Source organism: Komagataeibacter xylinus NBRC 15237 (genome assembly GCF_001571345.1).
GTDB lineage: Bacteria > Pseudomonadota > Alphaproteobacteria > Acetobacterales > Acetobacteraceae > Komagataeibacter > Komagataeibacter xylinus.
This window is the reverse complement of record NZ_BCTP01000005.1, coordinates 1-15,078: the sequence shown is the minus strand read 5'-3', so window position 1 is coordinate 15,078 and position 15,078 is coordinate 1. Positions and strand designations below refer to the sequence as shown.

Below are 15,078 nucleotides of genomic sequence, written 5' to 3'. Positions count from 1 at the left end.
TATTCCCGTGCCACAACTGGCAGTGCAGTCGCGGCATTGCTGTTTTCTGCTTGTTCAGGACTTTACTCAAGACATACTGCCTGCCTTGTGGCAAGCACCGGATGGACACCTTATGGTGACCGGAACACGGCAGGACAGAATATTGCTGCTGAAAAGGAACGTGCCCGGACCTGATGGTCCATGAAGCTTTAAAAAAAAAGCTTCACCAAAAAATTTTCAGGATTTGCACCATAAATATGGTTCAGAAAAAGTTCCTGAATAAAGTAAAAGTTTTCGGGCGCCGCCTTTTTTAAAGGCGGCATTCCCGTTGCCCATACAGGCGTTACGCGGTCGCCACCTCATGCCCGATAAAGGCTTCCACAACCTCATTGACTGCCGTCGCACTTTCAAGCTGCGGCATATGCCCGATGGCGGGCAGGATGTGGCGGATCACGCTGCCCGGCAGGCCATCAGCCTGTGCCACCGGCAGGATTTCATCCGCCTGCCCCCAGATCAGGGTCACGGGCATGTCGGCGCTCGCAAGCACGAAACGCAGGTCATCGCCCTGCTTTCCATCCGGAAAACACGCTGCCGCCACCTTGCGCAAGGCAGCCTCCGCCCCGTCCAGCCGCTTGTAGCGCAGCACGTCATCGGCCATGCGCCGCCCGATCAGCGCCTTGTCATGCACCAGGTATTTCAGCACGTCCTGCACGCCGCGCACACAGTCGGCCTCGATGAAGCCGTTGATGAAATCCATGTTGATCTGTGGCCCCAGCCCGGCAGGGGCAATGAGGGTCAGTGACGCCACAAGCGCGGGCTGGGTGCATGCCAGTGTCAGCGCAATGCCGCCGCCCAGCGAATGGCCCATCACATGCACGCGCGAAAGATCGAGATGCGCCAGCAGTTGCGCCGTGACATCGGCAAAGAACGCCAGCGTGCCGGGCCCCACGTCCTTTGACGAGCCGCCATGCCCCGGCAGGTCGAACGCAATGACGCGCCGCCCGTGCGCGAGGGCCGCGTGATTGAGCATCCAGTTCTTGAGGTCGCCACCAAAACCGTGAATGAGCACAAGCGGCGTGCCGTCGCCCGTCCCCCGGTCATGCACGCGCAGGCTGTGCGCGCCCACCTGCATCATTACCGGCTCATCAGCGGCCTCCGCCCCGTCAGCCTGATCGGAAGCGGCGGCAAAATCGGCCTGGAAGCGGGTGATGAACGCATCAATATCCGCATCCGCCACCGCTGCATCGGCCACGATGCCAATCAGCGCGCCCACGGGCAGCATCTCGCCATTGGCGGCCACATGGCGGCGCAGCAGGCCAGCGACCGGGCTTTCGAAGGTGTTGGTGATCTTGCTGGTCTCGATATCGACCAGTTCCTCGCCAGCCGTGACCTGCGTGCCGGGTTCGACCAGCCAGCCCGCAATCTTGCCCTCCGTCATGGCAAGGCCGAATTTGGGCATGGTGATGGGGGTGATGTCGGGGGTCATGTCACACTTTCTCCGTTACGCGGTGGTTCATGGTCGCGGTGACGGCGGCCTCGATCTTTTCAACGCTGGGCAGGTACAGCGTTTCCAGCACGGTGGCGAAGGGCACCGGCGTGTGCGGTGGCACCACGCGGCGGATGGGCGCGCGCAGGCTATCAAACGCCTGCTCCGCCACCAGGGCTGCAATATCGGTGGCCATGTTGCAGCGCGGGCTGGATTCATCAACAATGACCAGCCTGCCGGTATCGGCCACGCAGTCCAGTATGGTCTCGCTGTCCAGCGGCGATGTGGTGCGCGGGTCAATGACCGTGCAGCCTATGCCCTTTTTGGCCAGCCGGTCGGCGGCCTCGTTGGCCATGCCCACCATGCGGCCAAAGGCCACGATGGTCACGTCATCGCCCTCGCGCGTGAGGTTGGCCTCGCCGAAGGGGATGGCGTAGGGCTCATCGGGCACCTCTTCTTCCACGTCATACATCACCTTGTTTTCAAGGAAGATGACCGGATCATCATCGCGTATGGCCGAAATGAGCAGGCCCTTGGCCTCGTAGGGGGAGGACGGGATAACCACCTTCAGCCCCGGAATATGCGTAAACAGCGGATACAGCGCCTGGCTGTGCTGGGCAGCGGCATTGAAGCCCGCGCCGTACATGGCCCGGATGACCAGCGGCGTGCGCGCCTTGCCGCCAAACATGTAACGGAACTTGGCAGCCTGGTTCATGATCTGGTCAAGGCAGCAGCCCACGAAATCGACAAACATCAGTTCCGCCACCGGGCGCAGGCCGGTCACGGCAGCGCCCGCCGCGGCACCGATATAGGAGGCCTCGGTAATGGGGGTGTCGAGCACGCGGGTCTCGCCAAACTCCTCATACAGTCCCTTGGTCACACCCAGCACGCCGCCCCAGGCATCTTGCGTGCCAGCCGAGCCGCCACGGCCGCCGGCCACGTCCTCGCCCATCAGGATGACGGTGGGGTCACGGCGCATTTCCTGGCGCAGGGCCTCATTGATCGCCTGCCGGAAGCTTTTCTTGCTCATTGGTCGTCTCCTTGGTGCCGTGGGGTGGGGTCAGTAACGCACATACACATCGGCCAGCAGGTCGGCTGACTGGGGCAGTGGGGCATCCTTGGCCTGCAGCACGGCGGCCTCGATCTCGTCGGTGACGGCCGCATCGACCTCATCGAGCACGCTGTCCTCGAACAGGCCCGCCTGTGTCACGCGCTCGCGGAACAGCTTGAGGCAGTCATGGTCACGCTTGGCCTCGGCCACTTCATTGGGCGCGCGATAGGTCATGGCATCACCTTCAAAATGGCCATACCAGCGCTGCAGGTGCACATGCAGCATGACCGGCCCCTTGCCCGCGCGGGCATGGGCAATGGCCTCGCCCGCTGCCTCGTGCACGGCAAAGTAATCCGAGCCATCACATTCGATATACGGCATGCCAAAACCCGCCGCCCGCGCCTTCTGGGTGCCCGCACAGGCAAAGGAGGCCGCCGTGGCCTCGCCATAGCCGTTGTCTTCCACCACGAACACGGCGGGAAGCTGCCAGACCGAGGCAAGGTTGAGGCTCTCGAGCGTGGTGCCTTCATTCGAGGCGCCATCGCCATAGAACGCCACCGCAACCCCGCCATCACGCAGGGTCTTGTGCGAGAGGGCGGCCCCGCAGATCAGCGGCGGCCCGCCGCCCACGATGCCGTTTGCGCCCAGCATGCCACAGGCCAGATCGGCAATATGCATGGAGCCACCCTTGCCCCGGCAAACGCCGGTGCTGCGGCCATAGATCTCGGCCATCATGCCCGCCACTTCCACGCCCTTGGCGATGCAGTGGCCGTGGCCGCGATGGGTGCTGGCAATGGTGTCGTTATCGGTCAGGTTGGCGCACACGCCCACGGCGGAGGCTTCCTCGCCGCAATACAGATGCACGAAGCCGGGTATCTCGCCGGTTGCAAATTCGACATGCAGACGCTCTTCAAACATCCGGATGGTCCGCATCGCCCGATACGAGCGCAGCAGCGTTTCACGCGCTATTTGCATGGGTCTTTTCCCTGTTTCTTGCCTGGTCCAGTCGCGCATGCCATGCGGCACGCAACCGGGCTGTGGGCAGCACACACGCAAGGCCACCATATACGCAAGCATGCGGCCCCGGTGCTTCACGCCCATGTGACGGCGGTGGTACGAAGTGTCGCGAAACCGCGCCATGTGGCCGCGTGTTTAGCCGCCACCCCTCCCCACCTGGCAAAGAGACAACATGCCGCATGGTTCCGGTTTTCCGCCCGCCTTCCCTGCCCGGCCTGCCCTTTCCGTAATCGGCACAGGGCTTGAAGCCTCCTGGCGGCGCTGCCAGCATGACTACGCGCTCGACCCCGGCACGCCCGCGCTGCCCGATGTGCTGTCCGGCATGGAGCTGCGCCATGCCTGCCAGCACGCAGGCCGCATGCTGTATTTTGCGGGGCCGGAAATGGAGCGGCTGCACCATGCGCTTGAACCCGTAGGCTACACCGCCCTGCTGGCTGATACGGATGGGGTGGTGCTGGCGCATAACGTGGCGGGCGCGCTGCAACGTGGCTGCCGCCGGTGGAACCTGTGGCCCGGCGCCGTGTGGCACGAGCGCCATGCAGGCACCAACGGCATTGGCACCTGCCTTGCCGAACAGCGCAGCATCAACGTGCACCGCAATGAACACTGGCGCAGTTTCCTGCACGGGCTGACCGGCATTGCAACGCCGGTCTATGACGCGACGGGGCGCATGGCGGGCGCGCTCAATGCCAGTTCCTACCGCCCCTCGCCCGATGGCAGCCTTGGCGCACTCATCGCCTCAAGCCTGTTGCAGGCCGCGCGCCAGATCGAGCAGGCTTTCTTCATGGACCTGTATCGTGGCCATACCATCATGCTGCTCGGGCCGCCGCAGGGGGCATCGGCGTCCGTGCCCATGATGGCGCTCAACCGCGAGCGGCATGTGGTGGGCGCGAGCCACGCCGCGCGCGTGCAGATGGGCCTGCCGCCTGCGGGCGATGTCAGCCTGTGCCTGCTGGAGGAAACCGCGCAGCACTCGCCCCTGCGCGAGGCCCAGGCCATGGCCATCCGCACCACCCTTGCCAGCGCGGGCGGCAAGGTGGCCGTGGCGGCAAGGATGCTGGGCATCAGCCGCTCGACCCTGCACCGCAAGCTGCGCGTCCTTGATGGCACACGGGCGGGCATGCGGCCCTGAGCCGCCCTTCAGGTAATCCGTTCACACACGTTGAAATTCGGCCCACCGGTGGCCTGCCACAGTTCATACCATGGCTCGGCCTCGCGCAGGGTCAGCACCGCGCGCCGCATTTCCAGCGGCATGTAAAAATCATCCTCGGGCCAGGACTGGTGCCATCCGCCCACAATAGCATCGACATTGTCGCGGAACAGGTCGCACCGTTCGGCATAGGCATCGTCATAAGCCCTACCCAATGGGGTAAGGGCCGCGCGCGTGTATTCATGCCGTTGCAGCCCGAGACTTTCGAGCCATGCCGCCACTTTTTCACTGCCATAAAGGCAGACTGCCTCAAGGGGCGGGAAAGACGTGTCGGCCGTGGCATAAAGCGGCTGGCCGGTACAGCCCAGTGCCGTGACTGGCTGCTGTGAGCGCAGCACGTTGTACAACCTCTCATCCTCCACCTCGCTAAAGCCGATGCTGGCATAGCCCATGGGCATGCCCATCTGCACGAGCAACTGGCTGTCGAGCGTCATGACATGCCGCCGCAGCGCCGGAGGGGTATAATCGGGGCGTTCGCCGCGCCAGTATCCGGCAATGTCGCCTTTACCTTCCACACTGAGCGTAAAGCACGGGCGGCGCAGGTTTTCGCCTTCGGCCAGCAGGTCATCAAGTATCATTGGGTTAATGTTCCTATATCAGGCTCGGCGTCAGGGCGATCATCCTGATATCAGGGTCCACAGCCCTATGGTCCTGCACGCCCCATGCGGGCACGGGCTACTGACACGGCCCGCCACACCACCATGGCCATCAGGGCCGCCGCGTAGCTGACGCTGGTGGCGTTATAGGTCTTGAACGCCAGCAAGAAATGCACTGCAACCAGCACGGCCACGCCATAGACCAGCCGGTGCAGCCTGCCCCAGCGCCGCCCCAGCCTGCGAATGGACCAGTTATTTGACGTGAGTGCGAGGGGCAGCAGCAGCATGAAGGCCGCAAACCCCAGCATGAGAAAGGGCCTGCGCGTGATGTCATGCCACAGCACGGCCAGGTTGCCCTGCTGGTCGAGCGCCACGTAAACGCTCACATGCATCAGCGCATACCAGAAGGCCAGCAGCCCCAGCGTGCGCCGGTAGCGCAGCAGGCTGATGCCACTCACCACCCGCAATGGCGTGACCAGCAATGCCGCAAGCAGGAAGCGCACCGCCCACAACCCCAGCCACCGCTCGAACACATTGACCGGGTCCGGCCCCAGCCTGTCATGTGCGCCATACCAGAAATAGAGTGCTGCAGGCAGCAGCCCTACCGCCATCAGCACCATTGTCTCGCCACGCCACGGCAGCAGCGTGCGGGTGCGCCCCGCTCCGGTCAGGCGCGGCATGCTAGTAAAAGCTGCGCAGGTTCATGGTGCCATACAGCCCGGCCACCTGTGCGCCATAGCCGTTGAACATGAGGGTTTTCTTGCGCCCGCCGCCAAAAAATCCGCCCGCGCCGATCACCCGCTCCGAAGCCTGGCTCCAGCGCGGATGGTCCACCTCGGGGTTGACGTTGGCGAAGAAGCCATACTCGGCGGGGTTCATCTGGTTCCATGTCGTGGGCGGCATCTTTTCCACCAGCCGGATGCGGGTAATGGACTTGATGCCCTTGAAGCCATACTTCCACGGCACGACCAGCCTGAGCGGCGCGCCGTTCTGGTTGGGCAAGGTCTCGCCATACAGGCCCACGGCCAGCAGGGTGAGCGGGTTCATGGCTTCATCAAGCCGCAACCCTTCCACATACGGCCAGGCCAGGCTGTCGAGCCCGCCGGTCTGGCCCGGCATCTCGGCGGGGCGCACGACCGATTCAAACGCCACGTAGCGCGCGCTGCCCAGAGGTTCGGCCAAGGCCAGGAGGCTGGCCAGCGGAAAACCATCCCACGGGATGACCATCGACCACGCCTCGACACAGCGCATGCGGTACAGCCGCTCCTCAAGTGGCAGGGCCGCGATCAGCGCATCAATGTCCCACACGCGCGGACGGGCCACCAGCCCTTCGACCGATACGGTCCATGGGCGCGGCCTGAACTGCCCGGAACGGGTTGAAGGATCGGTCTTGTCCAGACCGAATTCATAGAAATTGTTGTAATGGGTCACATCTTCCAGCGGGGTTGGTTTTTCCGCCGCCTGAAAGGGGCCGGGCCGGGTATGCAGGGCCGCGGCAAAGGCGCGCGGCCCCGCGCCGACCGCCATGCCCAGCGTGGCCCCGGCCAGCAGGCTGCGCCGCGACAGCCAGACCCCGCGCGGCGTAATCTCGCTTGATGACGGACGCGGATAAGACCATCGGGCCATGCAGACCTCTCCCCCTGTATGTGTTTGCAACACGTCAAACGCATCGCACCCTGCGCGGTATCCCACCTATCCGCAAGACGGCCTGCAGGACAGGGTCAGCCTGCCGCCTTCAGTCCTGCTCCGGGCACGGACGGGGCGTTACGGGGCCTGCATGTTTTTCAAGGCAGGACGGGCACAGGCAGGTGGCCCCGGCCTGCATGGGCACGGGATGCACCGGCGGTTGCTTTTTGCACCAGCAATCGCCGTGCGGATCGCACCCGAACGGTGCCTGACAGGCAGCGCAGTCAGCCAGCTTCTCCTCCTTCCTGCCCGGTATCCGGCATTTCAGTTTTGTCGTTGAGAAGTGCATATATCAGTCCGGACAGCGCCACCCCTACAAACCAGGACATGGAACTGATCACTGCAGACATATGGAACACCTGTGCACCGTAAAGAAAAAACAGGGTAATCAGCATGGCGGCAACAGCCGACATACGCCACCCGTTCTGGCCATAATAAGGACCGGAAAAAACATACAGCAAGTTCAATTGCAATTTCTGGTGCCGGATAAAATAATAATCGGCCAGCATGATGCCGGTAATGGGCGCAAGCGTGCTCGCTATGATATTCAGGACCATATAAATGTTTTCGGGATGGTCAAACCACAGCCAGGGCACGGCGCCGATCCCCAGGAACAGGACCATCTTGCTGCCACGGTTGAAATCAAACTGACGCGGGAAGATACTCAGCAGATCATAGGCCGCCGGCATGATATTACCCGCTACGTTGACGGAAAGCGCCGCGATAATGATCGTGGCCCCCCCGGCAAGCGTGAGCGCGGGATTGTTGATTTTGATCAGGATATCGACAGGGTTCCATATCGGATATCCGAACTGCACCACCGTGGCTGATGTAATGAGAATGCTCATGGGCGTAAACAGAATGGCCGTGAGCGGCAGGCCGATGGCCTGACCGATCACCTGATCGCGCTGTGAACGGACAAAGCGCGAAAGATCGGGAATATTGACGGCATAAGACGCCCATATCCCGATAATGCTTGTCACGGCCGCCCCGAATTTCAGCCACAATGTCGTACCATGTAACTGTGAGGGCTGGTCAAACAAGGGGCCAACACCATGGCAGACATATATGGCCCACCCCGATGCCACCCCGGCCACAATCAGAACGAGGGGACCGGCATATAACTCAAAATTGCGGATGCGGTGAACGCCATGGGCACCGATTACGCCATGCAAGGCCCACATCATGGCCATTGCCAGCCACATCTGTATGGATTGCCCGGCAATGTGCTGGTCAAGATCGGCCCAGCCCGGCCACAGGGTGGAGAGGATGGCATTGAGGGCCTGTGATGCCGCATAGGCCTGCACGGAAAACCAGAAAATGGCGCATATGGCCCGCAGGCCGATCGGGAGCATGGCCCCTCGTGGCCCGAAGGAAGAACGGATGATGACACAGAAGGGAATGCCATAGCGCGTGCCGGAGCGGGCATTGAACCACATGGCCACACATAGTGCCAAATAGGCCGTGCCAATAATATAAAGGCACTGTAATGCCGAAAAGCCGATGGCCATGAGCCCTGCCGCGGCTTCATAAGCCACGACATTATGCACCATACCCATCCATACGGTCGCCATGTTGAACCAGTTCCAATCCCTGCGGGCGGCGGGCATGGGGGCAAGGTCGGCATTATACAGAAGAGGGTCGTATCTGAAATTATCGTGCTGGTTAGATACTCGTTGTTTCATTTAACTTGCGCCCCGGGATGAATATTCTCTTGTCATGGGTCGGTCGTCCGATAATTCCCTATCGGGCGCGCCCTGCCTGATGGCACTGCCGACTGCAACAGCACGTTATGGCAGACACGGCAGGACAATCCTGACATGCCCGGACAGGCAAAAATAACCGTCAGCATATCCAATATCCATGTTTTATAGCACGCCCATATTGGCTGACATATTACTCATGCGCAACAGGTTCACGGCTCCAATGGCATTACGGAACCAGCCACGGGGGGCGTGGCAGGCATGGAGCCTTTTCTCACCAAAAAACACATCCATGCCGATGGGCACGCAAGAAAGAAGTTCTTCGCCTCTGCCGATCGGCACGAGATGGATCGCGTTCCTGTCAGCAGCAGGGTAATGCCGCCTCCCGGCATACATACAAAAACGCTTTGGCACGCCACTTATGGATGCAGCTGCCCTTCTGGCCGGATATATTAAAACCTAAATAATAATATTAAGTTATTTATTTTTTACCATATTTATGGTCGTATATATTCTTTGCTGCCAGAACGGCTTCCACTATATGATCAGCCCAATATTTTATAGACTTTTCATCACCTATCAAATCCTGTCGTATTTCGAATTCAACGTATGGGATATTACGGCCCTCCGCATGTATTGGAATTGTGTAATCTTTTTCCATGTCAACCTGATACGGGGCATTACCCGCCACCCTTTTTTCTCCCAATACATCACGCAGGCATTCAAGAACAATGGATGAAAACCTGCTATCATCCCCCCATAATATACCAATATCCATATCTCTCTTTACGCCATTATATACTGGCGTAAAACTATGAATTGACAGTATAATAGTCTCCAGGCCCAGCCTGGCACGTGTGTCGAGACAATTTTCAATAATATCATGATAAGGGATCAGGAACGTTTCCTCGCGCAACCGTCGCTCTGCGGAATTCAGGCCATAATTACCCGGAATTTCATAGATTTCACTGACCTCCAGAATGGACTCCGCAGAACCGGGCAGGCGATTGCAATCAATGACAAGGCGCGAGTATGCCTGCGCAATCAATGGGCTTTTCAACCGGTCTGCCACCCGTCTGGCAACGGATAACGCACCGATATCCCACCCCACATGCTGCTTGAGGTGTTCGGGGTCCAGACCGAGGTTATGCAGCGAGGCTGGCACCCTATTGCCTGCATGATCCACGATGATTACAAATTCTCCCATATCAGCCGAATTTATGAATATGGGCGGCGAAGGTTCAGTATCACGAATCATGAATGTTATCCTCTAGTATATATTTAATAGACGCTCATATAACGATCACAGATTTCTTTTTCTGAAAATCCATCTAATGCTTCAATCTCGGATCGTTTGAACATAACATATGCATTTAAAAACGTACTGCCGAACCAGTCATGGGCACACGTATCTTTTTCCAGGCAATCAAGGGCCGCACCCAATGACGTTGGCAGACGTTTGATGCCGGCAGTCTGTAACCGGGCGTCATTACCTTGAGGGTGCTGCAGGAGGGCGCGTTTTTTACGCACGCCTTCAAGGCCTGCATACACAATACAGCCAAGGGCAAGATACGGACTGGCAGTCGCATCAGCAACGCGATATTCAATATTATACTGTTTGGCTATTTCACGGGAATCCTGTGAAAAAGTAGGACATATCCGCAAGGATGCACCCCGGTCCCTGAAACCGACATTCGCCCATGTGGGCGCCCATTTTCCAGGTCTGAGCCGATAATAGGACGCAACGCTGGGCGTTGTGAGCGCTGTCAGGGCAGGCATATGTTCCACCACGCCCGCAAGGAACGATGCGGCAAATGCACTCAGGCCCCAAAAGCCATCTGGATCATATGTCTGCGGGTTGCCGGCCCTGTCTACAAAACTGAAATGAACATGCGTGCCGTTGCCCATGCCCTCAACACTCACAACCGGGCTGAGGCTGGCCCTGTATCCGTTTTTCGCCGCGCAACCACGAATGATTTCGCGTAATATAACGGCCTGATCGGCAACAGCGAGACCATCGTGCGGCTTGACTGTCACTTCAAACTGCCGGTCACCGGCTTCGGGCAGAAAGGAATCAGGCACGATACCGGCTCCTTCCAGGGCCGCGAGAATATCTGCCCCGAGCGGACCAGATCGTCGGTACAGATCGAATGTGTAACTTGCCGAAGCCCCTTCCTCTACACCAGTATAGATGAACTCCTGCTCAAAAGCAGCACGCAGGCAGAGTCCATATTCCGCCTCCAACTGTGCCAATGCCCGTTTCAGGAACGCCCGGGGACAGCACTCCCAGGCAGATCCATCTTCAGTATGACAGATGTCACCCAGCATCAGGGTATTGCTCATCCCGTGCTCGCCGGGAATATGCGCGCGCGTTTGGGGATCGGGAACCAGTTTCAGATCACCCTGTGTACCAAAAGGGGTTTTGTAAATCGGCCCGAAGGGAGAAAGCATGATATTGCTGTATGCATACCCCACACCTGTCACAGACCGCTTGGCAAGATCAGTAGCAGGGAACGCCTTGCCCCGCACCAGGCCTGCGAGATCGCAGGTCGCGGCAAATATCAGTTTGTCAGAATGCATGGCCTACTTTTCATCCCTGCCCATTTTGTCATGACCGGCTGCGTATACAGCCTTCATTTCACGCAGCAGGTCAGCTGTTGTAACCTGACGGGCATAGCCCCGATTATTTTTCAAGGACCAGTCATGCCGGTCCTGTGTATGGGTGGCGCAGGCATCGGTTACGATTGTTACAAGATAGCCCAGGTCACATGCATCCCGGGCAGCAGAATCAATACACTGATCTGTCAGCACACCAGCCAGAATGACGGATTTTATTCCCATATTGTTAAAAATATAATTTATATTAGTTGATATGAACACTGAAGATGAACTTTTCTTGAATACCATTTCATCATCCAGGGGTTCTATCGCATCAATCACCTGGCCATCGCGGGAATTTTTAGGAATATTAAACCCTGAAATCTTATAATCCAGACTGCGGTCACGCCCATCCCTGGTCAGGCTTTCAATCACCGTGAATGTCGTTTCCATGCCTATTTCACGCGCGCATTGCGCCAGTGCAGCCCAATTATTGATAACCTCGCCTTCAAGCCTGCGAAAGAAATAACCATATCTGCGCTCAAACTCCGTGGCATCCAGTCCGGAATATTGCTTTCCTTCACGGGTACAATTATATTTTTGCGCATCAACAAATAAAATTGCCGTTTTGTGAAGCAATATAGGGCATTCGCGTGTTGTTATTTCATTATTGTACATTTTTACCATCCTGAAAATCGACAAACATGGTCATAATTAACAACTCCCGAGAGGGAATCTCTGATGGCGTTATAGAGTGTATCCGCTGCCAGTTCGATCTCGCACTCGCTGATTGTCATGGGGGGCGTAATTTCGAGTACATGCCCGCCCACATAAAACAACACGACACCCAGTTCCCATGCGCGGTACACGACCATCTGCGCCAGTTGGCGATCCGGTTTTCCCTCGCCATCCAGCAGTTCAAGACCAATCGCCAGCCCCTGCCCGCGTATATTGCCTACCCTTTCCATATGCTGCGTAGCCTGACGTAAAGCCTTGATCAGCCTTTCCCCGGCCTGTTTTGAACGTGCTGCCATATCTTCTTCCACCAGCACACGCAGTACCTCGCGCCCAGCGGCAGTACAGATCGGATTGCCAGCCGTTGTCAGCAATGCTGCTGCTGGTGGTCCATCAAGGATTTCGCGCGGGCCTACTGCTGCCGATAGCGGCAATCCCCCACCAAGCACTTTACCGAAAGTGACAATATCCGGCACGATGTGGTCAGCTTCGAAGGCGTGCATCGTGCCGGGACGGCACAAACCAACCTTCACCTCATCACAGGCAAGCATTACCCCGTATCGCCGACATAATGCCTGCAATCCGGCCAGAAAACCGACCGGCGGTATGATCAGGCCACCATCTGACAAAATGGGCTCAACCATAAGGCAGGCAATATCGCCACGCGCAAGTTCGCGTTCCACCTCCAGCAAGGATGCATCCCGTTCAGCCTCGGGTGTCGCATCAGGGCCGGCATGCGGATGAACGACATTGGGATAACGGGCGAGATAAAGATCCGGGTCCGCCTGGACACCTGCATCAATCTGCACGCCCGATACGCGCATCGCGGTGCCAATACCGCCATGATAACCATGCCGGAATGCAAGGATACGCCGTCTACCTGTTGCATGACGGCACGCACGAAGAACGACATCATTTGCATCCGAACCCGCGTGGCCCAGATAGACCCGCCGCTCTCCCGTGCCCGGAGTCAGGGCCAGCAGCTCTTCCGCCAGCCCCACGGAATCACGATGCACGGCTGACAGCCCCCCGGCACCTGCGGGGGCCTGGGCTGCACGACAGATTGCTGCGGTAATGCGCGGATGACCATGTCCCAGCCCTGCCGCAGTCCAGGTTGAGGTCAGATCCAGCAGCTTCCGGCCACCTTCCTCAACCAGCCATACGCCGCTTCCGCTTTGCAGGGCTAATGGAAAGAAACGGAGTTTTTCAATTCCAGCCACAGCCTGCATGTCACGTGCGTATAATAAATCCGAAGCATTCATTTACACAGCCCCTTTTCCTGGCCGAGGGTACCGGACACATAACCATATCCACCCAGTAAAAACCCGACAGAACACCATGCGGCGCCCATCAGGGTGGACAGAAGGCCAGCCTCGCTTTGCAGTAAATTGGTCACAAGCACGACGCATATGATGACCATGCACACGACCGGCACGATCAGTTCAATCCTGGGGCCTTTGACTAGACCCCGTATTAATGCGCGTATGAATGCAATCTGTATCATCTGGTAAGACACCATGATACAGACTGCGGCCGCGGCCCCGAAAAGCCCGTACAATGCTACAGGAGATCGCGGCATATGAGGAACCCACGGAATAATGATCTGGCTGAGGGCAATGAACAGGAACACAACGATGTTGCAGTTCACCCGACGCCCTTCCTCCGCGAATAAAGACGCGGCAATATTGCCTGCGGCTGTCAGCGATGCCATGAGACAGGCAAAAGCCGAACAGATCGCGGCCACGCCAAACCCAATGGCACACCAGACCGAAACATAGGCACCAGCCAACGCGCTGAGGGTATTCTGTGTCTGGGCAAGAAACGGATTTCCACCAAGACGGTCGGCAAAACCGCGCTGTATGATCCATGACACGGCTATGAACAGGATCGATGTAATAAGGATGTTGCCATAAAGTGAAAGTAGCGTCCGCCGTGTTGCGCCTTCCCCGCCTGCATGAACCGACAGGCAACTCTCAAACCCGGCCCATGACAAGAAAGCCACCACAACTCCAGCCACCAGGCCAGAAATATGGTGCGTGTGCATCGCCGTGGCCGTAACTGCTGGCGGCCCGGATGGCCGAACAAAGACAATAGCGCCACACAATACGAACATCAGCATGATCCCGCCGCCTTCTATGGCAAGCAGGACCCAACTGACCCGCCTGCTGCTCAGGCTCACGATCCCACCCGCAAGGCAGACGAGACCAAACCCGAGCAGAGACCTCCATAACGGTTCCTCAAAGACCGGCGCATGGAGCAGATCCTCAAGGAAACCGATGGTTGCAGACGGGGTGGCCAGTGCAAAAAACATATAAGCGCCACAGAGCGAGAACCCCACGCAGCGCCCCCAGTGCCGCCCGAGAGCAACCGTGGTGATGTGATAGGCGCTTGCCCCCGTGCCCAACGCGCCAATAAGCCGGGATATACTATATGCCACCAATGCAATTGAGCCTGCACCGATAAAAAAGACCGACCAGATTGGCCAGTCAGTTACACTGACAATGGCCTGTACGTTTGCGGCAAGCACCAGGGTCGGGCCAACAAGCGCAAGGGAGATGGCAACAAGCTGGACAATGCCAAGTTTTCGTTTCTCGGAAATATTCATTTATGCCACTACCTTACGCTGCCGACATACCCCGGTGCACGGCATCCGGATCGTGACTATGGTTACCAGAGCATGCATGACCATTTTATACTTTATTTTTCGTATAAGTTCCTAAAATGCCCCCCATTATCAGAAATGCGCCTTGACCGTTCCGAAGTATTGACGTGGCGCACCGATAAACAATGTCGGGTAATACCCTGAAACAGGATAGCCCATCATACCCATTCCACCAATATATACTGTATTAAACAAGTTATAGACGCCGAAATTCACTTCCAGATTTTTGGCAAATCCGACCTTCCCGAACTTGTATGTGGCAGACAGATTAGCAAGCCAGTAAGACGGCACATAAAGATCATTGGTATATGATAGCGCACGCCTGGACATATAATTCGCGCTAAACGTAGCACTT

The 15,078-nt window shown here is 58.1% G+C and carries 14 protein-coding genes; 1 reads left to right on the top strand and 13 read right to left on the bottom strand.

Translation table 11 applies throughout. From position 1 onward, the window contains the following. Nucleotides 1-322 precede the first annotated feature (322 nt). From GXY01S_RS03175 to GXY01S_RS03165, 3 genes are read right to left on the bottom strand one after another with little or no spacing between them, the layout of a single operon-like run. Nucleotides 323-1,465 (bottom strand): acetoin dehydrogenase dihydrolipoyllysine-residue acetyltransferase subunit, encoded by a 1,143-nt coding sequence (locus GXY01S_RS03175; protein ID WP_061271946.1) that lies wholly within the window; start codon nucleotides 1,463-1,465, stop codon nucleotides 323-325. A 1-nt stretch (nucleotide 1,466) separates the two neighbouring features. Next, nucleotides 1,467-2,495, bottom strand: coding sequence for an alpha-ketoacid dehydrogenase subunit beta (locus tag GXY01S_RS03170; protein WP_061271945.1), 1,029 nt, complete (start codon nucleotides 2,493-2,495; stop codon nucleotides 1,467-1,469). Between the two features lie 30 nt (nucleotides 2,496-2,525). Then, nucleotides 2,526-3,491: a thiamine pyrophosphate-dependent dehydrogenase E1 component subunit alpha gene (locus GXY01S_RS03165; protein ID WP_061271944.1), complete on the bottom strand. Its 966-nt coding sequence runs from the start codon at nucleotides 3,489-3,491 to the stop codon at nucleotides 2,526-2,528. Nucleotides 3,492-3,705: 214 nt separating this feature from the next. Here GXY01S_RS03165 and GXY01S_RS03160 point away from each other — a divergent pair, with 214 nt between their 5' ends. Further along, a complete protein-coding gene (locus tag GXY01S_RS03160) occupies nucleotides 3,706-4,665 on the top strand; it encodes a helix-turn-helix domain-containing protein (protein WP_061271943.1) in 960 nt (319 codons plus the stop codon). 8 nt (nucleotides 4,666-4,673) lie between these two features. Here GXY01S_RS03160 and GXY01S_RS03155 read toward each other — a convergent pair whose 3' ends face one another. From GXY01S_RS03155 to GXY01S_RS03105, 10 genes are all read right to left on the bottom strand, one after another. Then, nucleotides 4,674-5,321: a hypothetical protein gene (locus GXY01S_RS03155; RefSeq protein WP_061271942.1), complete on the bottom strand. Its 648-nt coding sequence runs from the start codon at nucleotides 5,319-5,321 to the stop codon at nucleotides 4,674-4,676. Between the two features lie 65 nt (nucleotides 5,322-5,386). Continuing rightward, a complete protein-coding gene (gene msrQ / locus GXY01S_RS03150; protein ID WP_061271941.1) occupies nucleotides 5,387-6,019 on the bottom strand; it encodes a protein-methionine-sulfoxide reductase heme-binding subunit MsrQ in 633 nt (210 codons plus the stop codon). 1 nt (nucleotide 6,020) lies between these two features. Next, nucleotides 6,021-6,965 carry a protein-methionine-sulfoxide reductase catalytic subunit MsrP gene (gene msrP / locus GXY01S_RS03145; RefSeq protein WP_061271940.1) on the bottom strand — a complete coding sequence of 315 codons (945 nt, stop codon included), beginning with the start codon at nucleotides 6,963-6,965 and terminating at the stop codon, nucleotides 6,021-6,023. Nucleotides 6,966-7,249: 284 nt separating this feature from the next. Further along, nucleotides 7,250-8,635, bottom strand: coding sequence for an NCS1 family nucleobase:cation symporter-1 (locus tag GXY01S_RS03140; RefSeq protein ID WP_255210352.1), 1,386 nt, complete (start codon nucleotides 8,633-8,635; stop codon nucleotides 7,250-7,252). Nucleotides 8,636-9,209: 574 nt separating this feature from the next. After that, on the bottom strand, nucleotides 9,210-9,986 hold the full coding sequence (locus GXY01S_RS03135) for an N-formylglutamate amidohydrolase (RefSeq protein WP_082770701.1): 777 nt from the start codon (nucleotides 9,984-9,986) through the stop codon (nucleotides 9,210-9,212). Nucleotides 9,987-10,009: 23 nt separating this feature from the next. Then, nucleotides 10,010-11,308, bottom strand: a complete 1,299-nt coding sequence (locus tag GXY01S_RS03130) for a type I glutamate--ammonia ligase (RefSeq protein ID WP_061271937.1) — start codon at nucleotides 11,306-11,308, stop codon at nucleotides 10,010-10,012. 3 nt (nucleotides 11,309-11,311) lie between these two features. Then, a complete protein-coding gene (locus GXY01S_RS03125; protein WP_061271936.1) occupies nucleotides 11,312-12,004 on the bottom strand; it encodes an isochorismatase family cysteine hydrolase in 693 nt (230 codons plus the stop codon). A gap of 2 nt (nucleotides 12,005-12,006) precedes the next feature. Continuing rightward, nucleotides 12,007-13,323 carry an aspartate aminotransferase family protein gene (locus tag GXY01S_RS16920; RefSeq protein ID WP_082770700.1) on the bottom strand — a complete coding sequence of 439 codons (1,317 nt, stop codon included), beginning with the start codon at nucleotides 13,321-13,323 and terminating at the stop codon, nucleotides 12,007-12,009. Then, nucleotides 13,320-14,666: an APC family permease gene (locus GXY01S_RS03110; protein WP_061271933.1), complete on the bottom strand. Its 1,347-nt coding sequence runs from the start codon at nucleotides 14,664-14,666 to the stop codon at nucleotides 13,320-13,322. The genes GXY01S_RS16920 and GXY01S_RS03110 overlap by 4 nt, the downstream gene beginning before the upstream one ends. Before the next feature lie 129 nt (nucleotides 14,667-14,795). Further along, nucleotides 14,796-15,078: TonB-dependent receptor domain-containing protein (locus tag GXY01S_RS03105; RefSeq protein WP_156470285.1), on the bottom strand; the 283-nt coding region annotated here is incomplete at its 5' end.